General features: G+C 67.4%; 17 protein-coding genes. 3 read left to right on the top strand and 14 right to left on the bottom strand.

The annotated features are described in order from the left end of the window. Positions 1–24: 24 nt before the first annotated feature. Together AX730_RS05225 and AX730_RS05220 are read right to left on the bottom strand one after the other, a co-directional pair. Positions 25–636, bottom strand: a complete 612-nt coding sequence (locus tag AX730_RS05225; RefSeq protein ID WP_062352990.1) for a nucleotidyltransferase family protein — start codon at positions 634–636, stop codon at positions 25–27. Beyond that, complete coding sequence (locus tag AX730_RS05220) at positions 633–1,592, bottom strand: XdhC family protein (RefSeq protein ID WP_062352977.1); 960 nt, start codon at positions 1,590–1,592, stop codon at positions 633–635. Before AX730_RS05220 ends, AX730_RS05225 begins: the two co-directional genes overlap by 4 nt. 171 nt (positions 1,593–1,763) lie before the next feature. Between AX730_RS05220 and AX730_RS05215 the strand changes: the two genes are divergently transcribed. The 3 genes from AX730_RS05215 to AX730_RS05205 all read left to right on the top strand — a co-directional run bounded on the left by AX730_RS05215 (position 1,764) and on the right by AX730_RS05205 (position 5,071). After that, positions 1,764–2,219 carry a (2Fe-2S)-binding protein gene (locus AX730_RS05215; RefSeq protein ID WP_062352974.1) on the top strand — a complete coding sequence of 152 codons (456 nt, stop codon included), beginning with the start codon at positions 1,764–1,766 and terminating at the stop codon, positions 2,217–2,219. Positions 2,220–2,282: 63 nt separating this feature from the next. After that, a complete protein-coding gene (locus tag AX730_RS05210) occupies positions 2,283–4,475 on the top strand; it encodes a xanthine dehydrogenase family protein molybdopterin-binding subunit (RefSeq protein WP_157074105.1) in 2,193 nt (730 codons plus the stop codon). An 8-nt stretch (positions 4,476–4,483) separates the two neighbouring features. Beyond that, positions 4,484–5,071, top strand: coding sequence for a hypothetical protein (locus AX730_RS05205; RefSeq protein WP_062352969.1), 588 nt, complete (start codon positions 4,484–4,486; stop codon positions 5,069–5,071). 1 nt (position 5,072) lies between these two features. Here the strand turns inward: AX730_RS05205 and rarD are convergent, their stop codons facing one another. The 12 genes from rarD to AX730_RS05145 form a co-directional block, all read right to left on the bottom strand. After that, complete coding sequence (gene rarD, locus AX730_RS05200; protein ID WP_062352966.1) at positions 5,073–5,993, bottom strand: EamA family transporter RarD; 921 nt, start codon at positions 5,991–5,993, stop codon at positions 5,073–5,075. Next, entirely contained in the window at positions 5,990–6,898 is a 909-nt protein-coding gene (yedA, locus tag AX730_RS05195; RefSeq protein WP_062352963.1) for a drug/metabolite exporter YedA, read from the bottom strand. The genes rarD and yedA overlap by 4 nt, the downstream gene beginning before the upstream one ends. A 131-nt stretch (positions 6,899–7,029) precedes the next feature. Next, positions 7,030–7,875 carry a methylated-DNA--[protein]-cysteine S-methyltransferase gene (locus AX730_RS05190; RefSeq protein ID WP_062353049.1) on the bottom strand — a complete coding sequence of 282 codons (846 nt, stop codon included), beginning with the start codon at positions 7,873–7,875 and terminating at the stop codon, positions 7,030–7,032. Between the two features lie 83 nt (positions 7,876–7,958). Beyond that, the gene (locus tag AX730_RS05185; RefSeq protein ID WP_062352960.1) at positions 7,959–10,139 is read right to left on the bottom strand and encodes a carboxy terminal-processing peptidase; all 2,181 of its coding nucleotides are present in this window, start codon (positions 10,137–10,139) and stop codon (positions 7,959–7,961) included. 195 nt (positions 10,140–10,334) lie between these two features. Further along, the gene (gene lipA / locus AX730_RS05180) at positions 10,335–11,366 is read right to left on the bottom strand and encodes a lipoyl synthase (RefSeq protein ID WP_062352957.1); all 1,032 of its coding nucleotides are present in this window, start codon (positions 11,364–11,366) and stop codon (positions 10,335–10,337) included. 404 nt (positions 11,367–11,770) lie between these two features. Beyond that, the gene (locus AX730_RS05175) at positions 11,771–13,948 is read right to left on the bottom strand and encodes a translocation/assembly module TamB domain-containing protein (RefSeq protein ID WP_062352954.1); all 2,178 of its coding nucleotides are present in this window, start codon (positions 13,946–13,948) and stop codon (positions 11,771–11,773) included. 37 nt (positions 13,949–13,985) lie between these two features. Then, positions 13,986–15,509, bottom strand: coding sequence for a carotenoid oxygenase family protein (locus tag AX730_RS05170; protein WP_062352951.1), 1,524 nt, complete (start codon positions 15,507–15,509; stop codon positions 13,986–13,988). A gap of 11 nt (positions 15,510–15,520) precedes the next feature. Further along, positions 15,521–15,952, bottom strand: coding sequence for a DUF2141 domain-containing protein (locus tag AX730_RS05165; protein WP_083537731.1), 432 nt, complete (start codon positions 15,950–15,952; stop codon positions 15,521–15,523). A 102-nt stretch (positions 15,953–16,054) separates the two neighbouring features. Beyond that, positions 16,055–17,134 (bottom strand): 3-deoxy-7-phosphoheptulonate synthase, encoded by a 1,080-nt coding sequence (locus tag AX730_RS05160; protein ID WP_062352948.1) that lies wholly within the window; start codon positions 17,132–17,134, stop codon positions 16,055–16,057. A 221-nt stretch (positions 17,135–17,355) separates the two neighbouring features. Further along, positions 17,356–17,964, bottom strand: a complete 609-nt coding sequence (locus AX730_RS05155) for a DUF6445 family protein (protein ID WP_062352945.1) — start codon at positions 17,962–17,964, stop codon at positions 17,356–17,358. Between the two features lie 102 nt (positions 17,965–18,066). Beyond that, positions 18,067–19,707, bottom strand: a complete 1,641-nt coding sequence (groL, locus tag AX730_RS05150; RefSeq protein ID WP_062352942.1) for a chaperonin GroEL — start codon at positions 19,705–19,707, stop codon at positions 18,067–18,069. A gap of 101 nt (positions 19,708–19,808) precedes the next feature. Continuing rightward, positions 19,809–20,102 carry a co-chaperone GroES gene (locus AX730_RS05145; protein WP_062352939.1) on the bottom strand — a complete coding sequence of 98 codons (294 nt, stop codon included), beginning with the start codon at positions 20,100–20,102 and terminating at the stop codon, positions 19,809–19,811. Positions 20,103–20,149 lie beyond the last annotated feature (47 nt).

Below are 20,149 nucleotides of genomic sequence, written 5' to 3'. Positions count from 1 at the left end.
GGCGCAGCCGGCACCCTCGTCGCATCAGGACGACACCGGATCCAGCCATCCCTTCGCGATGGCGGCATCGATGTCTTCCCACGTATCGATGTCGTATGCGAGTTCGGGCGCATCGCAAGGCACGACATCCAGCCCATCGACATTGAGCACATCGCGCAGGCCGCGGTCGCCGTCATGCAGCGCGAGCGCACGGTGCAGGATATCCGGCGAAACGAGCGCGGGAATACCGAGGCGATCGCCGAAGCGCGTCGCCGCCGTGCCGGCGAGAGCGCGAAGCGCAGCCTTCCTCAGCGCTTGCAGATGCGACAGCGCCAGCGCCGGCTGATCGCAGGCCAACAGCAGCGTGGCGGCTTCGTGCGTGGCGAGCGCTTCGGCTGCCAGGCGCAGGCTGCCGGCCATGCCCGTCTGCCACGCGTTGTTGACGACATATTCAACCGACAGATCCGCCAACGCGTTACGCATCTCGTCCGCATGCGCGCCCACGACCACCAGTACGCGCGACGCACCTGCCTCCCGTGCCAGCCGCGCGGCGCGATGCACCAGCGTCTCGCCTTCGCGCGTCAGTAGCTGCTTCGGTCGGCCCAGCCGCGTGCTGCCGCCGGCCGCGAGCACGACCGCCGCGTGCGGAACGCTCATGCTGGCTCGCCGTGATACCACGCCTGCAGTTGCGCGGCGATGCTGAGTGCGATCGCTTCAGCGCCCTGCCCACCCAGCTTCAAGCCGATCGGTGAGCGAAGGCGCGGCAAGAGCTGCGCATGCAGACCAGAAGGAACTACCCGCAACAGATCCTCGCGCCGGCGCACGGGACCAAGCAGGCCGATGAACCGAATCGCGGTGTCCGCCAGCACGACCAGCGCTTCGCGGTCGTGTTCGAAATGATGGTGCATCACCAGCGCGGCATCCGGCGCAGGCTGCAGCGTTAGAAGCGCATCATCGGGCGACTGCATCCGCCAATCGTCCGCGACACTGTCCGCAGCGATCCAGCGCGCACGCCGCTCCACTACGGTGACGTGCCAACCGAGCTGGCGCAGCCACGCCACCAGCATCGGCGTCTCCGGACCGGCGCCGAAGATGGCCACGCGCGGTGGTGGCGGCACCGTTGCTTCGCCGACGATCTCGGCCGCGGCGGAAGCCGCGACGGGGAGCATCCATGTCCGCTCGATATCGCCTACGCGTGCGGACACGCCACCTGCTGCGGTCAGCCGCAACGACAGCGGTCCTGCGCCCTGCCACCATGCCTGCACCACCTGCGACCAGCCGGGCAGGCGATCCAGCGGCAGCAGCGCCAAGCGCAAGCGACCCCGGCACCCGATGGCGGAACCCGCCAGCAGATCCTCGTCATCGCGCGTGTCGATCTCCATCGCATCGAGATGGCCAGCCGCGACCGCCCCACGCGCACGACGCGCGATCTCGGGTTCCAGGCAGCCGCCGCTCAACCAACCCGTCTGTGCATCGTCCGCCGCGAACACGGCCATCGCGCCCTGCCGCACGTACGTCGAGCCCTCGGTGGCGACGACCACGACCAGCGCGCTGCCGTCGCCGGCCTCGCTGGCGCGCGCGGAGACTTCCAACGGGTGGCGATGGACCGACATGCGCACCACGATGGCGCAAGCACGGGGCCGAAGGCAACGCCTCGGGTGCCGTCCCGGGCATCGGGCAAGTTTTCCGGAGGATCGTGCAAGCGGCGGCGTGCGTTTTCACTGGCAGCCCACGGAGTCACGGAGTATCGTCGACCCGTCCCACGCCGCCGCCAGGGAGACACCATGAAGTTGAACGTCAATGGGTCGGAGCGCGAAGTCGATGCGTCCGATGACATGCCGCTGCTCTGGGTCCTGCGCGACCTGATGGGCCTCACCGGAACCAAGTTCGGCTGCGGCATCGCGCAATGCGGTGCCTGCACCGTGCATGTCGATGGCTCGCCGCTGCGCGCCTGCGTCACGCCCGCCTCCGCCGTCGCCGGCAAGAAGATCACCACCATCGAAGGCCTGTCGGCCGACGGCTCGCATCCCGTGCAGAAGGCGTGGGCCGAACTCGACGTCGTGCAGTGCGGTTACTGCCAGTCCGGCCAGATCATGTCGGCCGTGGCGCTGCTCGCGGTGGTGCCGACACCGACCGACAGCGACATCGACCACGCGCTGTCCGGCAACCTCTGCCGCTGCGGCACCTACCAGCGCATCCGCGCCGCCGTGCATCGCGCGGCCGAGCTCGGCAAAGCCTGATCCCACGCCGCCGCGGCATGCGTTGCCGTGGCTCCGATCCGATGTTCGACGGAGGTCGTGTCCGTGAACCTTGAACTGAAATCCTCGCGCCGTGGTTTCCTGCGCTCCACCGCGCTCGTCGGCGGCGGCCTGGTGGTCGCCATCGCCGTACCCGGTGCCCGCCGCTTCGCCTGGGCGCAGGAAGCCCAGGCCGCCGTCGCGCCCGCGTTCGTGCCCAATGCCTTCCTGCGCATTGCCGCCGATGATTCCATCACCGTGCTGCTCGCGCACGCCGAAATGGGCCAGGGCATCTGGACCACGCTGCCGATGCTGATCGCCGAAGAACTCGACGCCGACTGGTCGAAGATCCGCGTGGAGCACGGGCCTGCCGACAAGGCGTACACCAGTCCGGTCTTCGGCATGCAGGGCACCGGCGGCTCGACGACCACGTGGTCCGAGTTCGACCGCTACCGGCAGGCCGGCGCGACCGCACGCGCGATGCTGCTGCAGGCCGCGGCGGCACGGCTCAACGTGCCGGTCGACCAGCTCCACACCGAGAACGGTGCCGTCGTGTCCGGCACGACGCGGCTGCGCTATGGCGAACTGGCCGACGACGCCGGCAAGCAGACACCGCCTGCGCTGGACGCGTTGACACTGCGCGACCCCAAGGACTGGAAGCTGATCGGCAAGGCGACCAAGCGCCTGGACACGCCGGAGAAGATCACCGGCAAGGCCGTGTTCGGCATGGACATCCAGTTCGACGGCCTGCTGACCGCGGTGGTACTGCGCTCGCCGGTGTTCGGCGGCAAGGTGACGTCGTTCGACGCCACGGCGGCACGTGCGGTCGCCGGTGTGCGCGACGTGGTGCAGGTCCCCAGCGGCGTCGCCGTGGTGGCGGACCATTTCTGGGCGGCGAAACTCGGTCGCGATGCGCTGCAGGTCGTCTGGGAAGCCGGCGAAGGCGCCAAGCTGGACAGCGTGGCGCTGCGGCAGCAGTTCTCCCAGCTGGCGACCGAAGAGGGCCCGACTGCCGCCCGCGCGGGCGACGTCATCGCCGCCCTGAGCAAGGCCGCGAAGACCGTCGATGCCGAATACGCCGTGCCCTACCTCGCTCACGCCGCGATGGAGCCGCTGAACTGCACCGTCAAGATCGAGAATGGCGAGTGCGACATCTGGTGCGGCACGCAGTTCCCCACGCTGGACCAGAACAGCACTGCGAAGATCCTCGGCATCCCGCCGGAGAAGATCCGCATCCATACGCCGTTCCTCGGCGGCGGCTTCGGTCGCCGTGCCACGCCCACGTCGGATGTGGTGTCGGAAGCGGTGGAAGTGGCCAGGGCCGCGAAGGCGCCGGTCAAGACGGTGTGGACGCGCGAGGACGACACGCGCGGCGGCTACTACCGCTCGGCGTTCGTCGAGAAGGCCACGGTCGGCCTGGGCGAGGATGGCCTGCCGGTCGCCTGGCACCAGGTGATGGTGGGCCAGTCGATCATGGCCGGCACCTTCATGGAAGCGATGATGGTGAAGAACGGCATCGACGCCACCTCGACCGAAGGCGTCGCCGATTCGCCCTACGTGCTCGGCACGCCGGCGCATCGCGTCGACCTGCATTCGCCCAGGACCGGCATCCCGGTGTTGTGGTGGCGCTCGGTGGGCCACAGCGTCAACGGCTTCGTGATGGAAAGCCTGGTGGACGAACTGGCGCATGCCGCCGGCAAGGATCCTGTCGAGTACCGCCGTACCTTGCTGAAGGATCATCCGCGCCATCTCGCGGCACTGAACCTCGTAGCGGAGAAAGCGGGCTGGTCCACGCCCGCCACGCAGGGCCGCGGACGCGGCGTCGCCGTGCATGAGTCATTCGGCAGCTATGTGGCGCAGGTGGCCGAGGTCTCGGTCGAGGACGGCCAGATCCGCGTGCATCGCGTGGTCTGCGCGATCGACTGCGGCGTGGCGGTGAATCCAGGTGCCGTCGAGGCGCAGATGGAATCCGGCATCGTGTTCGGTCTCAGCGCGGCACTGCATGGCGCGCTGACGCTGAAGGAGGGCCAGGTGCAGGAGTCGAACTACCACGACTATCGCGTGCTGCGCCTGCACGAGATGCCGAAGGTCGAGGTGCACATCGTGCCGAGCACCGAGAAGATGGGCGGCGTGGGCGAACCCGGCACGCCGCCGATCGCACCGGCCGTGGCGAATGCGGTGTTCAAGCTGACCGGTCAACGGTTGCGCGAACTGCCGCTGCGCCTGCCGACGCCTGCTTCCTCCACACCGACCGCGTGAGGCCCGCCATGCGCATCCTGATGATGTCGTTGACCGTCCTCCTGCTGGTGGCCTGCAAGCCGCGCATCAGCGAGGAGCAGAGGGCCCAGGCGCTGACCGCGTTCGCCACCGTGGAGAAGGTGTTCCAGCATCCCCGCTGCAGCAATTGCCACATCCCCGGCGACGCGCCGCTGCAGTTCGATGCGCAGACGCCGCATGCGATGAACGTCGCGCGCGGCCCCGATGGCAAGGGCGCGCCCGGCCTGCCCTGTTCCACCTGCCACGCCGAACAGAACGCGCCGGCAAGCTACGGCCCTCACGCGCCGCCCGGCGCGCCGCACTGGCAGCTGCCGCCGCCGGATCACAAGATGGCGTGGATCGGTCTGCCCGCCGACCAGCTGTGCGAGATGATCCAGGACAAGAAGCGCAACGGCGACCGCGACTTCGACGCGCTGCTCAAGCACGTGGCCGAAGACAAGCTGGTGCTGTGGGGCTGGAGCCCCGGTGGCGAACGCGCACCGGTGCCGGTGCCGCACGACCAGTTCGTCGCCGCGTTCAAGACGTGGAAGGAGGCCGGCGGCCCCTGCCCCGCGCCGGCAGCGAAGGCATCCGGCTGACTCAGCGTCCCGATGCAGCCGCCGCGACCGCATCGCGGCGGCGTGCACGCCACAGCCCATCGCTGGCGAAGATCAGCAACCCGGTCCAGATGGCGGCGAAGCCGATCGCACGCTCAACGCCGAAGGCTTCGCGGAACACCAGCACGCCGATCAGCAGCTGGATGCTGGGCGCGATGTACTGCAGCAGCCCGACCACCGACAGCGGAATACGGCGCACGCCGTAGGCGAAGCCGATCAATGGCACCGCCGTCACCACGCCACCGAAGATAAGCAGCAGGTCATTCTTCCAGCCGTAGCCGCTGACGAAGCCGCCGCCGTGGCCGAACTCGCCCCAGACCACATACGCCAGCGCGGGCAGGAACAGGTACAGGCTTTCGACGCCGAGACCGGCCACCGGATCCACCGCGACCAGCTTGCGCACCAGCCCGTACAGGCCGAACGAGAACGCCAGGCCCAGCGCGATCCACGGCGGCGAGCCCGCCTGCAGCGTCAGCCACGCCACGCCGGCCAGCGCGAAGCCCACCGCGATCCACTGCGCGGGCGACAGGCGCTCGCGCAGCACCAGCACGCCGAGCACCACGTTGATTAGCGGGTTGATGAAGTAGCCGAGGCTGGTCTCCACCACGTGCCCCGCGTTCACCGCCCAGATGTACAGGCCCCAGTTGAACGCGATCAGCAGGCTGCTGACACCCAGCAGTGGTACCGCACGAGGCTGGGCGCGCACCTGTCGCCACCAGCTGCGTCCGTTCTTGATCAACAGCCAGCCGATGACCAGCACCGCGCTCCAGACGATGCGGTGCGCAATGATGTGGAACGACGGCACTGCCTTCAGCAGATGCCAGTAGAGCGGCACCACGCCCCAGATCAGGAACGTGCCGGCGGTAATCGCCAGTCCCTTGCGGTCGATGGGCGCGGCGCTCATTTCGGTTGCCGTGCGCGTGCCAGCGTGATGAACACCACGCCCGCCAGGATCACCGCCATTGCGCCGAGGTCATGCCGCGTGAAGGTTTCGCCGGCGATGAAGGCGCCCAGTGCCACCGCGATCACCGGATTGACGTAGGCATAGCTGCCCACCAGCACGGGGCGTGCATGGTGCAGCAGCCACACGTAGGCGGTGAACGCGATGATCGAACCGAACACCGCCAGGTACGCGACCGCCAGCCCGCCGTTCAACGTCCAGTCCGCCGTATCGAAACGCTCTCCGTGCAACAGACCCGCAATCACCAGCATCACGCCGGCCGCCAGCATCTGCGCCGCAGCGGTCATGAAGGGCGATGGCAGGTCACGGCCGCGCGACCACACCGAGCCGTAGGCCCAGGCGATCGGCGCGATCAGCAACAGCACCAGCCCGACGGGGGAACCGGTCAGCGAACTGCCGGCGTTGAGCCAGACCACGCCGGCGAAGCCGACGATGATGCCGAGCCACTCGCCACGCGTCGGATGCTGGCCACGCATCGCACCGAACAGCCCCATCCACAACGGCATCGACGCCACCGCCACCGCGGCCAGGCCGGAAGACACCGTCTGCTCCGCCAGCACCACCATGCCGTTGCCCATCAGCAACAGCAGCGCGCCCATCACCAGCAGGTTCTTCCACTGCGCCCGCGTGGGTGGTGCGACACCGCGCCACAGCAGGAACAGGAACATCACCAGGCCGGCCACGACGAAGCGGCTGCCCGACACCATCAGCAACGGCGGGAAACCGCCCTCGAGCGCGATGCGGATCCCGAGGTAGGTCGAACCCCAGACCAGATAGACGATGGCCAGGGCGACAGCGACGGCTAGCCCGCCACGCGCGGGCGCGGCAGCGGAAACGGAGGAGGTCATGGGATCACGGGGGGGACGACGTACGCACATTCTAGGCCAGCAGTACACGATGGACGTGGCGCGTCGGGCGCGGACGCGCTTGAAACGTTTCCTGCCCGCCTTGAATCCTGCTCAAGTCGATGTGAGAAGACTCATGCCTGTTCGCGTGCGAGCAACTGCTGCTTGCGTGGCAGGCCCCAGCGATAACCGCCGAGCGAACCATCGCCACGGATCACGCGGTGGCACGGCACGACCACCGCGATGCGGTTGTGGGCGCACGCGCTGGCCACCGCGCGAGCCGCACGCGGCGCACCCAGCGCGTGCGCCAGTCCCGCGTAGCTGACGGTTTCGCCTGCGGGAATCTTCATCAAGGCGTCCCACACGCGTTGCTGGAAACCGGTGCCCAGCAGATCCACCGGCACGCGCGTATCGCGCCCCGCCAGGCGCTCGGCGACGGCACGCAGGCGCGGCGCGAGATAGTCGTCGCGACCAGCCTCGACGCGCTCGAGCCGCGCCAGCGGAAACTCGCCACGCAGCCGCTGCTCCAGCACCGCGTCATCGTCGCCCAGTTCCACCGCGCAAATGCCACGCTCCGTGGCCGCGACCAGCGTGCGACCGAGGACGGTGTCCACCAGCGTCCAGCGGATCGCCACGCCACGTCCGCCGGCACGATAGGTGGCCGGCGTCATGCCGAGTTTCGTCGCCCCCTGCTCGTAAAGCCGCGAGGGCGAGCTGTAACCGGCGTCGTACAGCGCCGTGGTGACGTCGGACCCTTCACGCAATGCGCTCTTCAGCGTGCCCAGCTTCCTGCGCGCGAGGTATTCGGCAGGGCTCAGACCGAAGTGTGCGCGGAAACGCCGCTGGAGGTGCGAGGCACTGAGGCCCGTGCGCAAAGCCAGCTCCGACAGCGAGGGGTCGCCTTCGTCGAGCAGGCGGCGCGCCAGCTCCAGCGGATCGCTGGAGGCGGCGGTTGGAGTGGAGATCGATCGGCGCGGCATGGTGTCCATGCGCCCAGACTAGGGCGCATGCGGCGGTCGTGCTATCCGGATCTTGCGCGGGGAGCGGATCCCGGCGCAGGCCGTCACTGGGCCCAGCGGCCCGGACCCGGCGAATCCGGCAGCACCTGCGCCGACAGCTTGCGGTCCTGGCCCAGGATGCCGATGGCGTCGGACAGGATGGCGGCGGATTCGCGCAGCAGCGGGTCGGGACGCTTGTCGGCCAGCTTCTCGCGCTGCGCATCCTTCACGATGTCGCGCTCGGACGCACCCAGGCCGTCATCGGCCAGGTCTTCGGCCAGCGGATCCAGTGCCAGTCCAAGCGTCTTGCGATCGGCCTGCCGCTGCTTGCGCTGCGTATCCTGGCGATCGCGCTCGGCACGGCGCTCTGCCTCGTTGAGCGACACGTACTTCTTGGCGGCTTCGGCGCGGAACTGCGCCACGTCCTCCGACCACCACTGGAATTCCTTGTCCTTGACCGAGCGGGCCGCATGCAGCGATTCCAGCCGCGGCAGCAGCGGCGCGAAGTTGCCGTACTGCGTGTGCGGCACCGCCGCGATGCGGGTCCACGGCAACGCGTTGTCATACGTGCTCTCGCCGTACTCGCTGCCGTCGACGCTGACCGGGAACGCGATGTCCGGCACCACGCCCTTGTGCTGGGTGCTGCCACCCGCCACGCGGAAGAACTGCGCGATGGTCAACTTCACCGAGCCGAAGCGCGGCGCTTCGTTGGCCGGCCAGCGGTCCAGATCCACCATGTTCTGCACGGTGCCCTTGCCGAAACTGGTTTCGCCGATCACCAGGCCACGGCCGTAATCCTGGATGGCACCGGCGAAGATCTCCGATGCCGATGCAGACGCGCGGTTGATCAGCACCGCCAACGGACCATCCCACGCCACGCCGGTCTTGCGGTCGCTGTTGACCGTCACGCGGCCACCGGATTCGCGCACCTGCACGACGGGGCCCTTGTCGATGAAAAGACCGGTCAGTTCCACCGCCTCGTCGAGCGAACCGCCTCCGTTGTTGCGCAGATCCATCACCACGCCGTCGACGCCCTGCGTCTTGAACTGGGCTAGCAGCTTGGCGATGTCGCGGGTCGCGGAATTGAAGTCGTTCGGATTACGGCGGCGTCCTTCGAAATCCTGGTAGAACGCCGGCAGCTTGATCACGCCGATACGGCGTGCGGGTTCGCTTCCATTGGCGGGCAGCGTGATCGTCTCGGCCTTCGCCGCCTGCTCTTCCAGCTTGACCTTCTGGCGCGTGATGGTGACCTGCGCGTGCTTGCCATCGATGCCGGCCTCGACCGGGATGTACTCGATGCGAACCTGCGTGTCCTTCTTGCCGCGGATCTGCGCGACGACATCATCGATGCGCCAGCCGATCACGTCGGTCATCGGACCGGACTTGCCTTGGCCGACGGCAACGATGCGATCACCGATCTTCAACTTGCCGCTGAGGTCGGCTGGACCGCCCGGGACAATCTCGCGGATCGCCACCAGGTCGTCCTGGCGCTGCAGTACGGCACCGATGCCTTCCAGCGACAGCGACATCGACTGGTTGAAGTTCTCGGCGGTGCGCGGGGTGAAGTAATCCGTGTGCGGATCGATCGCGCTGGTGTAAGCGTTGAGGAACGTCTGGAAGACGTCTTCCGTCTTGAGTTCGTTGACGCTGCGCTGCAGGTTGCCGTAGCGCTTGTCGAGCGTCTTGCGGATGTCGTCGGGCTTCTTGCCGGCCAGCTTCAAGCGCAGCCAGTCGTTCATCACCGACTTCTTCCAGATCGCATCCAGCGCCTTGGCGTCCGCCGCCCATGGCGCATCCTCACGGTCGTATTCCCAGCGCTCGTCGCCGGTGAAATCGAAATCCTGTTTCAGCAGCGCGCGTGCATAGGCCACGCGCTGGCCGACGCGCTGCTTGTAGACAGTGAAGATGTCGTACGCCGGGGCGAGATCGCCACTGCGGATGGCGTCGTCCATCTGGGTCTTGTACGGCGCAAACTTCGCGATGTCGGCGGCGGTGAAGAACTGCTTGCCTCCATCGAGCGCGTCGAAATAGCGCTTGAACACATCCTGCGACAGTGTGTCGTCCAACGGACGCGGCCGGTAGGCGTAACGGCTGTCGGACAACAAACCGTAGACGAGCTTGGAGGTGTTCGACTGGTCGGTGGTCGGCGCCACCGCAATCGCATCGCCGTCTCCGCGCGCGAGCAGCGCCAACGGAGCCGAAAGGGCCAGGACCAGCAGCAGGAGAGGGGCTTTCTTCAGGGTCATTGCGTACTCATGGCCCGGAGGCCGGTCAGGCGTGAACGGAAGGCAGATTCGACACGCCGACAGTGCACAAAGTTGCGCGTCCTGTCATCTGCCTTTCGGCAGCCTATAGGCCTGATGGTACAAAAAGGTGAACCGTACCCGTGCCGCGCGCCCGACTGCGACCACCTGCGGCCGGGCGTCACGAAACCCGTGGGCTCAACCCGCCTGTCGGGCGGTGTAGGCGGCCTGTGCGGCCTGCTGGTCGGCGTGGTAGGACGAACGCACCAGCGGACCGGACGCGACATGGCTGAAGCCCAGCGCCATGCCGTACTCCTCCAGCGCCTTGAATTCGTCCGGGGTCCAGTAGCGCAGCACCGGGTGATGGTGCGGCGTGGGCTGCAGGTACTGGCCGATGGTGACCATGTCGACGTCATGCGCACGCAGGTCGCGCAGCGTGCCCTGCACCTGCTCCATGGTCTCGCCCAGGCCGAGCATGATCCCGGACTTGGTCGGCAGGTGCGGATGCTGCTGCTTGAAGCGCTGCAGCAGGGTCAGCGACCACTGGTAGTCGGCGCCGGGGCGGACGTTCGTGTACAGCTCCGGCACGGTTTCGATATTGTGGTTGAACACGTCCGGCGGGTTGACCGCCAGGATCTCCAGCGCGCGGTCCATGCGGCCCTTGCCACGGAAGTCCGGGGTGAGGATCTCGATGCGCGTGGCCGGCGAATGCTCGCGGATCGCGGCGATGCAATCGACGAAATGCTGGGCACCACCGTCGCGCAGGTCGTCGCGGTCCACGCTGGTCACCACGACATACTTCAGGCCCATGTCGGCCACCGTATTCGCGAGGCTCAACGGCTCGGACGCATCGGGCGGCTTGGGCCGGCCGTGGGCGACGTCGCAGAACGAGCAGCGCCGCGTGCAGACCTCGCCGAGGATCATGAAAGTGGCCGTGCCATGACCGAAGCACTCGTGGATGTTCGGGCAGCTGGCCTCTTCGCAGACCGTGACCAGGCGGTTCTCGCGCAACTTGGCCTTGAGCTTGGCGACCGAGCCGTCGGACGGAATGCGCACGCGGATCCACGAGGGTTTCCGCAGTACCGGGGCGTCGGCGAACTGGACGGGCGAGCGCGCGATCTTGTCGCCACCGAGCTGCTTGGCGCCCGTCTCAAGCGGGGCCGCGGCGGTGGCGGAAACGATCTGCAGGGGGATTTCCCGGGCGCTGGCCGGGCGGGCGGATTCGGTCATGCGGCAATTCTACTCCCCGACCCTTCCGCATCGGCGCAGACGGGGCGTCCCGCTTCCGGAATCCAGCGTCCCGCCCCACGGCGCGGCCGTGGACGCGGGCAATAAAAAAGCCCGCAACAGCTAGGCTATTGCGGGCTTGCTCCCTCCCCCACGTCGGGATGCGGGGCCATCGTGAAGGGTGGGTTACAGGTGTTGCACGCTGCACTGCAAAACAGAACCGGGCGGTTCACCCGCCACTGTTGTGATGTCACGAATATGAATGCGAGCAAAACCCGCGCCGCTACTGCGTGTTACCGATATCAGACCAATTCGCTGGCCGTTCGTCAGAATTCCGATTACGTTCCTCAACGCATTTACCTGAACAGGGCAATCGCACCGTCTTGGCGCAACTGCGCGGCTCCTGCCTATTTCAGGTAGTGGGGACGTCCGTCGTACCAGTCCCTGGCCCGGACAAGGTGGAGCTTGCGCTGGGTCCCCTGCACTTCCATGCCGACGCTCAGCGCGCGCCAGCGGGCATACAGATCGCCCCGCCGCTGGCCACCTTGCAGGCGCAGCCGTGCCAGCACGTCGTAGCGGTCGTTGCGCGCCTGCATGCGGTCGAGCACCAACAGGTCATCGCGCCACTGCACACGGCCCCGGACCTGCGCCTGGCCGGCATCGACCAGTTTGTAGACCCAGGCCGGGTATTCCTTCTGTCGCGAGAACAGCGCCAGCAGGAAGCCGACATCCTTCATCGTCACGTCGGCTCCGCCGCGAGCGCTGACCGGACGATCGACGTCCAGCCGCGCCCGGTCCAACGTCACCCGCGCCCACCAGCCGCGCCGTGATTCGCCGCCGGACTCGGTGAAGCCGACATTGCGCACCTGCACGGTGCTGCCGTCCGCAACGAACAGCCGCCGCTTCAGGTCGGCGCGACGCAGCTTCAGGTCGAGGTCGATGTCACCACGCAGCTGCACGCCCGCCAGATGCATACGGGTGTCGCGCCCGGCGATGCGGACCGAGCCGCGCCCCACTTCACCCGCCGCATCCATCGACAGGTCGCCGCTGAGCACGCCGGCGCCCCCGTCGAAGCGCATGTGCCGGCGCGGCAGGAACGGGTTGTAGACGCGCAGGTCCGGCACGCGGGCATCCTTGAACACCACCCTCGCCTGCAGCGCGTCGCGCAGTTGCGCCAAGGGGCCATCGGCATTGATCGACAGCGCCAGGTGCCTCCCCTGCACATAGGGCGTGCCGGGGGTCTTCAGCGACGCCACGTCGAAACAGTCCATCGTCGCCTGCAGCCGCGGCACCAGCGCGCCGTCCTTGCCCGCATCCAGCCGGATGTCGGCGCGGGCGCGGCCACGGATGCGGTTACCCATCACCTCGGCCACCGCATCGACTTCCGGCACCGCGATACGGCTGCCGGCAGCCAGCTGTCCGTCCGCCACCTGCACGTCGGCACTGACCGAGCCGGCGCCGTCGAGTTTCAGCCATGGCGCCTGCGGGAACAGATCCGACAGCCAGCGCAGGGAGTCGAAATGCCACGCACCTGCCACATGGCCGGACGCGCGAGGCAGCAGGCCGGCGACATCGCGCAGGGGCACGTCCCTTCCCCGCAGGCGCAGGTCGGCGTCGACCGCCAGCCTGCCGTCGGCCTGCGGCGGCACGGTCGCCTTCAGCACGATGTCCTCGTCCACCGCCACGTCGATGCCGAGGATGTCGTTGCGCACCGCGCCGGCGATGTCGTTGCCGGCTACCGCCATCGTCCACTGCGCGCGGCCGCCGGGTGTGAGCTGGCCACGCTCGAACCCCAGGTCGATGTCGGCGCGCCCTTCTCCGGGCACCAGTGTCACCGCCACGTCGCCACGCGAACCGACGGCCACGTTCAGTCCGGCAGTGCGGCCCCCAAGCGCCAGGTGCAGCGTGGTCTTCAGCAGTTTGTCGAGGCCGGCGGCGTCCTCGCGGCGATGCCGGTCGATCGCGAAGCGCGCGTCCAGCGTGGCGTCGCGCAGCACTTCCTGGCCGTCGCGGAGCAATCGCGCGCCGGTGAACCCGGCGGTGGAAGGCATCAGTTCCATCGGCCCGCCGCGCAGTTGCTTGTAGAAGCCGACTTCGCCGCGGCCCTCGCCAAGCAGTTCGAACCCGTCGAAGAAGCCGCGCCGTATCGAATCGCTGGCGATTCGGTCGAACTGCAGTTCCCAGCCGCCGTCCTGCGGTGGTGGCGCCGGCAGTTCCTTGTCCACCCGGCGGACGCCGCCGCGCACCTCATGCGCACGCACCTCCGGCACATGCAGCTGCCGCAACAACAGCGGCCATAACGCGATGCGCCCTTCGACCTGTTGAGCCTGCGCCTCCCAGCCGATGCGCCGCGACTGCCCGCGCATCGTCACCTCGCGCAGGCTGACGCGACCTGGCCACCAGGTGTGGCCGGACGCCCACTGCATCTGGAAGCGGTCCGGCTTGCGATTCGCCGTGTTCTCACCCAGCGCCGTGTTGAGGAACACGTTGCCCGCGACCAGGTAGACCGCGTAGGTCGCCGTCAGGGCGATCAGACCTCGCGCCAACCAGCGCAGGGCATTCGTGCGAAAGGAGGTCCGTTTCATCCGCACAGGATGCCGCATCCGGCGCCGACGGAGGATTTCAACGCGCGGCGAAGTGTCCGTGGAAGCCGAGCGGCACCGTGTACGGCAGCCACGCCTGCGCCAGCGGACCGGCACCCACGCGCCGTGCATCCAGCACGGCGATGCCGCTGCGGCCCTTGGCCGCATCGAGCAGCGTGCCGACCAGCCAGCCGTCATCCGGACGCGTGCTGCCGGGACGCGGCACGAACAGGTGCTCCTCCACCAGCACGTCGCGCCCGTAGTCGTACACCTGGCGTCCACCGCGCTTGAGGTCGAAGGCGCCGATGCGGCTGAAGTAGGGTGCGGTCGAGCCATCGGCATGGATCGGTGCGTACAGGCGCGCCGCGTCGCGCGACGGCGTGCGGGCATCGAATACCGGGAACTCGATGCCGGCGATGCCCGTGTCTTCCCAGTGCGCCTTGCCGCTGCGCAGATCCAGCACCAGCTCACGCAGCGGGCCCTTGCCACCATGCGCCGCGCCGTGCGCGTCGCCATTCATCGCCGCCTTCATCGGTGAACGCGCCTCCTCCAGATCGAGGTGCTGCACGGCACGCACCGTGATGCGGCCATCGCGTTCGCATGCATCGCCGAAGTGGTAGATCGCGGCGAAGTCGGCCTCGAACCACTGCGCCTTCGACGGCGATGCCTTGTCGACCACGGCCACGCGCAGCGGCTGGTCCGCCTGGAATCGCAGGCGTTCGAAGAACGCCCCCTTGCCTTCGATGTAGCGGAACGGAATCAGTGCAAAGACCAGATGCCGGTCGGTCATCGCGAAGCTGTGCAGGTAACCCGGCACCGGCGTCTCCAGCACGTCGGCCGACGCCAGCGTGCCATCGCGACCGATGTGCCACACCACCAGGCCGTTGCCGCCCATCATCGAGATGGAGCCGAAATTCCATGACGAGCCATCGCGATCCACCAGCGGATGCGCGGAGAACGGAATGGCGGCCAGGTCGGGACGCCACGTCACGGGGCCAAGCGTTGTCAGCGCATCCGGATCCAGTTCGAACGCGGAGCCCGCCTCGGAGAGCGCGAACAATCGGCCGTTGATCATGGTGACCGAGGTGTTGGCCGTGTTCGCGTCGTCGTTGTTGCGGATCGGCTGCATGTCGGGAATGGACGTGCCCGCCGTCGGATACAGGAAGCGCCCGGCCTTCTGCTCGCGGGTGAACTTGGGCGTGGCGACCATGCGCGCGTGGTGGCTCAGCGTGCCGTCGCCGTTGAAGCGCCAGCCGTGCACCATGCCGTCGCCGTCGAACCAGTGTTCGTAGCGGAAACCGGCACGCTCCGTCCATGCCGGCCCGTTGCGGTACAGCGTGCCGGTGAAGCCCGACGGCAAGCGGCCTTCGAGCTGTACAGTCGCCGGCCCCAGCGTTTCAGACTGCACGGATCTCCAGCCGGCGAGCCACGGCTGCTCGCGCAGGCCCGCCGCAAACTTGCCGGGATCCCCGGCGAATGCGTACTCGCTGCGCAGCAGAGCCGGCGCGACGGCAAGCGCGGTGGCGCCGGACAACAGGGTGCGCAGGAAGCGGCGGCGGTCCATGGCCTGGCTCCTCAACGCAGGGTGATGTCGATGGCGGCATCCTGCGCGCCGACGTCGAAACGGGCTTCGTCCCAGGTCGGCTTGCGCATCACGTTGGGATTGTTGCTGAAGCCGTAGGCCTCGATCGGCATGCCGATCATGTTGCTGTCGAGCGTGCCGTTGCCGTTCTCGTCATGGGTCACCAGCACGGCGTAGGCACCCGGCTCCAGACCCTTGAACACGAACGTCGCCACGTTGCCCTGCGGCGGAGCGCCATCGGCCTGTATGGGCTTCGCCTGTCCGTCCCAAGCGGCCTGCGAATCGACGACTGCGAGCTTCAGCACGCCGGACTGGGCACGCACATCGTGCAGGGTGACGGTGAGATCGGCGGCCTGCGCATGGAAGGCGCCGAAACAGGCCAGCACAAGGGCGAGCGACAACGCGTAGTGTTTGGGACGGAACATGGCGGACTCCGGTGACAGGTGTGCGGCCAGTGTCGTCCGTCGTCCCGAGCCGGGTCAGTTGCCAGCCGTCACCTCTTCGACCTGCCGGAAGTCACTTCCCGCTCAGGCCGCCTGCACCGCCGCGTCGCCACGCTGGCGGCGCGTGCGTACCGCCACGGCAAGACGCTCCAGCACCTGCACCGACGCCTCCCATCCGAGACATCCGTCGGTGATGCTCTGCCCGTACGTCAGCGGCTGACCATCGACCAGATCCTGCCGCCCGCCAATCAGATGGCTTTCCACCATCACGCCGACGATGCGGCGCTCGCCCGCCTCCAGCTGCGCGGCGATGTCGTCGATCACGGCCGGCTGGTTGTCCGGGTTCTTGCCGCTATTGGCGTGGCTGGCATCGACCATCAGGCGCGCCGACAGTCCCGACTTCACCAGCACCTGGCTGGCGGCGTCGATGCTCGCGGCATCGTAGTTGGGCGCCTTGCCGCCGCGCAGGATCACGTGGCAATCGGGATTGCCCGCCGTCGCCGCGATGGCCGAACGGCCTTCCTTCGTCACCGCCAGGAAATGATGCGGATGCGAGGCCGCGCCGACCGCGTCCACTGCGATCTTGACGTTGCCGTCGGTGCCGTTCTTGAAGCCGACCGGGCACGACAGGCCGCTGGCCATTTCGCGGTGCACCTGGCTCTCGGTGGTACGCGCGCCGATCGCGCCCCACGCCACCAGGTCGCTGATGTACTGCGGCGAGATGGTATCGAGGTACTCGCAGCCTGCCGGCAGGCCGAGCGCGTTGATGTCGCGCAGCAGCCCGCGCGCCAGGCGCAGGCCACGGTTGATGTCGAAGCTGCCATCCAGGGCCGGATCGTTGATCAGGCCTTTCCAGCCGACCGTGGTACGCGGCTTCTCGAAGTACACGCGCATCACGACTTCGAGATCATCGGCCAGCGCGTCGCGCAGCGGCTTCAACCGGCGGGCGTAATCCATCGCCGATGCAGGATCGTGGATCGAGCACGGCCCGATCACGACGACGAGGCGGTCGTCGCGGCCGTGCAGGATGTCGTGCAGCGCGCCGCGCGCATCGGACACGGTCTGCGAGACCACGTCGTCGCAGGGCAGTTCGCCGATCACGGCGGCAGGCGTCACCAGCTCATCGAGTTTGCGGATGCGCAGGTCGTCGGTATGGGGGGCCATCGGGGTTCTCCGGGTCAACAAAAAAGCCGCCAGTTTCGCTGGCGGCTTCAAGGGATTCTTCTGGGGTCTTGCCTAGAATGAATGCAACCTCGCGTCCGCCGCTGGCATCGGAAAGCCTTCGTACCAAAACCAATAGCGGGCGCAAACGGTGTTCACATCGGCATTGGGCCATGCATCGTGATGCTTGTCGAATGTTTCATCGGCAACGGACGATCGCCCGCTCAGGCTGCGGTGAAGAACATCAGGTAAACCAGCCGCCCATCCTCCATCGTGCTGCCGAACGCAGGCCCCGCGGTGTGCCACAGCCACGGACGCAACAGGACCAGCCGATTGAAGCGCATCGGCACCTGCATGGCGGGCTCCCACATGCTGTCGTCGTTGCTGTGCTTCTCGATGATCTCCTGGTGCATCTGCGCATGCGAGGAGAACCCCATCTCCGCCAGTTCCGCATCGTTGATCGGTGCGCGGTCGCGGTTCGAAGGGCGATGGCGAAAGAACTCGGTACCGCCGCGGCAATCCTCGGGACGGCTGAGGTAGAGGATGCCCGACCAGTACGCCTGGTCGATGTGGACCTTCGCGCTACCGACATCCGAGGCAAGGGTGATGCGGAACTTGCCATGCGACTGCAGCGGGTTGATCGGCTTCAGGCGTTCGCCGGTGAGGTGCGACGCGATCTCGGACAGCCCTTCCATCTCGATCCGCTCCAGCGAATTGCGCCCGGGGAACGGCCCCTTCAGATCTGGGTAGGCCAGCTTGAGCGCGGCATCGCGCAGCGACCACGCGTCCTGCTGGCCGAGGAAGTCGTCGACGATGATGAGGGAGGTGTGCATGGCGCGCAGGCTAGCGATACACCGCCCCAACCACAAGGCAAGAAAAAGCCCCGCATCGCTGCGGGGCTTTTTTTGTGTAGCGGTATGGCGGAGAAGCGGGACTCAGAAGTCCATGCCGCCCATGCCGCCCATGCCACCGCCGGCCGGCATCGCCGGCTCGTCCTTCTTCGGCGCCTCGGCCACCATCGCTTCGGTGGTGATCATCAGGCCCGCGATCGAGGCGGCGTTCTGCAGCGCGGAACGCGTGACCTTGGTCGGGTCCAGGATGCCGAATTCGATCATGTCGCCGAACTCGCCGTTGGCGGCGTTGTAGCCGAAGTTGCCCGAACCGTCCTTGACGCGGTTGACGATCACCGACGGCTCTTCACCGGCGTTGGTCACGATTTCGCGCAGCGGGGCTTCCATCGCGCGCAGGGCGATCTGGATGCCGTGGTTCTGGTCTTCGTTGATGCCCTTCAGGTTGCCGATGGTCTGCAGCGCACGGATCAGCGCCACGCCACCGCCCGGGACCACGCCTTCTTCCACCGCCGCACGCGTGGCGTGCAGGGCGTCTTCGACGCGGGCCTTCTTTTCCTTCATTTCGATTTCGGTCGAGGCACCGACCTTGATCACGGCCACGCCGCCGGCCAGCTTGGCCACGCGTTCCTGCAGCTTCTCGCGGTCGTAGTCCGACGAGGTCTCTTCGATCTGCGCCTTGATCTGCTTGATGCGCGACTGGATGCGCTCGGCATCGCCGGCGCCGTCGATGATGGTGGTGTTCTCCTTCGAGATCACGACCTTCTTCGCACGACCCAGGTCGTTGATGGTGGCCTTCTCGAGCTGCAGGCCGACTTCCTCGGAGATCACCGTGCCGTTGGTCAGCGTGGCGATGTCTTCCAGGATGGCCTTGCGGCGGTCACCGAAGCCCGGCGCCTTGACGGCGGCGACCTTGACGATGCCGCGGATGGTGTTGACCACCAGCGTGGCGAGGGCTTCGCCTTCCACTTCCTCGGCCACGATCAGCAGCGGCTTGCCGGCCTTGGCGACGCCTTCCAGCACCGGCAGCAGTTCGCGGACGTTGGAGACCTTCTTGTCGTGGATCAGGATGAAGGGGTCGTCGAATTCGACCTGCTGCGACTGCTGGTTGTTGATGAAGTACGGCGACAGGTAGCCGCGGTCGAACTGCATGCCCTCGACGACGTCGAGTTCGTTCTCCAGGCCCGAGCCTTCTTCAACGGTGATCACGCCTTCCTTGCCGACCTTCTTCATGGCCTCGGCGATGATGTCGCCGATGTTGCTGTCGGAGTTGGCCGAGATGGTGCCGACCTGGGCGATCGCCTTGTCGTCGGCGGTCGGCTTGGAGAGCTTCTTCAGCTCTTCGACGGCGGCCTTCACGGCCTGGTCGATGCCGCGCTTCAGGTCCATCGGGTTCATGCCCGCGGCGACGGCCTTGGAGCCTTCGCGGATGAACGCCTGCGCCAGCACGGTGGCGGTGGTGGTGCCGTCACCGGCGTTGTCGGAGGTCTTGGACGCGACTTCCTTCACCATCTGCGCGCCCATGTTCTCGAACTTGTCGGCCAGTTCGATTTCCTTGGCGACGGAGACGCCGTCCTTGGTGATCGTCGGGGCGCCGAAGCTCTTCTCGAGCACGACGTTGCGGCCCTTCGGGCCGAGGGTGGCCTTGACGGCATTGGCGAGGATGTTCACGCCGCGCACCATGCGCGTACGGGCGTCTTCACCGAAACGGATATCTTTGGCTGCCATGTGCAACTCCAGGAATATTGAGAGTGGTTCGTGCGGCGGGCGGGCCCGCCATCAAAAGGAACTCGGTGACGTGGGCGACGGCGCGGTGCCGTCGCGCGCGATCAGGCGAGGATCGCGAGGACGTCGTCTTCCTTGATGATCTTGTACTCGATGCCTTCGAACTTGTACGCCGAACCGGAGTACTGGCCGTAGATCACCTTGTCGCCGACCTTGACCTTCGGGGCGCGGACGGCACCGGTGGCCTCGATGAACTTGCCTTCGCCGACGGCGACGACTTCACCCTTGGTGGGCTTTTCCTTCGCGGCGTCGGGAATGATGATGCCGCCGAGCGAGGTTTCTTCGGCTTCGATCGGCTTGACCACCAGGCGGTCGTACAGCGGCTTGATATTGCTCATGTCAATCCTCTTAAGTGATTGATTGGACTGGGAAAGGGGCAGCGATG

The organism is Pseudoxanthomonas mexicana, assembly GCF_001556105.1.
Taxonomy (GTDB): Bacteria; Pseudomonadota; Gammaproteobacteria; order Xanthomonadales; family Xanthomonadaceae; genus Pseudoxanthomonas_A; species Pseudoxanthomonas_A mexicana_A.
This window is presented reverse-complemented; position numbering and strand designations above follow the sequence as displayed.

Excerpts from the sequence above, each read along its gene's own strand:
- AX730_RS05225 (WP_062352990.1), bottom strand. The coding sequence starts at position 636 with ATGAGCGTTCCGCACGCGGCGGTCGTGCTCGCGGCCGGCGGCAGCACG.
- AX730_RS05220 (WP_062352977.1), bottom strand. The coding sequence starts at position 1,592 with ATGTCGGTCCATCGCCACCCGTTGGAAGTCTCCGCGCGCGCCAGCGAG.
- AX730_RS05215 (WP_062352974.1), top strand. The coding sequence starts at position 1,764 with ATGAAGTTGAACGTCAATGGGTCGGAGCGCGAAGTCGATGCGTCCGAT.
- AX730_RS05205 (WP_062352969.1), top strand. The coding sequence starts at position 4,484 with ATGCGCATCCTGATGATGTCGTTGACCGTCCTCCTGCTGGTGGCCTGC.
- rarD (WP_062352966.1), bottom strand. The coding sequence starts at position 5,993 with ATGAGCGCCGCGCCCATCGACCGCAAGGGACTGGCGATTACCGCCGGC.
- yedA (WP_062352963.1), bottom strand. The coding sequence starts at position 6,898 with ATGACCTCCTCCGTTTCCGCTGCCGCGCCCGCGCGTGGCGGGCTAGCC.
- AX730_RS05190 (WP_062353049.1), bottom strand. The coding sequence starts at position 7,875 with ATGCCGCGCCGATCGATCTCCACTCCAACCGCCGCCTCCAGCGATCCG.
- AX730_RS05185 (WP_062352960.1), bottom strand. The coding sequence starts at position 10,139 with ATGACCCTGAAGAAAGCCCCTCTCCTGCTGCTGGTCCTGGCCCTTTCG.
- lipA (WP_062352957.1), bottom strand. The coding sequence starts at position 11,366 with ATGACCGAATCCGCCCGCCCGGCCAGCGCCCGGGAAATCCCCCTGCAG.
- AX730_RS05175 (WP_062352954.1), bottom strand. The coding sequence starts at position 13,948 with ATGAAACGGACCTCCTTTCGCACGAATGCCCTGCGCTGGTTGGCGCGA.
- AX730_RS05170 (WP_062352951.1), bottom strand. The coding sequence starts at position 15,509 with ATGGACCGCCGCCGCTTCCTGCGCACCCTGTTGTCCGGCGCCACCGCG.
- AX730_RS05165 (WP_083537731.1), bottom strand. The coding sequence starts at position 15,952 with ATGTTCCGTCCCAAACACTACGCGTTGTCGCTCGCCCTTGTGCTGGCC.
- AX730_RS05160 (WP_062352948.1), bottom strand. The coding sequence starts at position 17,134 with ATGGCCCCCCATACCGACGACCTGCGCATCCGCAAACTCGATGAGCTG.
- AX730_RS05155 (WP_062352945.1), bottom strand. The coding sequence starts at position 17,964 with ATGCACACCTCCCTCATCATCGTCGACGACTTCCTCGGCCAGCAGGAC.
- groL (WP_062352942.1), bottom strand. The coding sequence starts at position 19,707 with ATGGCAGCCAAAGATATCCGTTTCGGTGAAGACGCCCGTACGCGCATG.
- AX730_RS05145 (WP_062352939.1), bottom strand. The coding sequence starts at position 20,102 with ATGAGCAATATCAAGCCGCTGTACGACCGCCTGGTGGTCAAGCCGATC.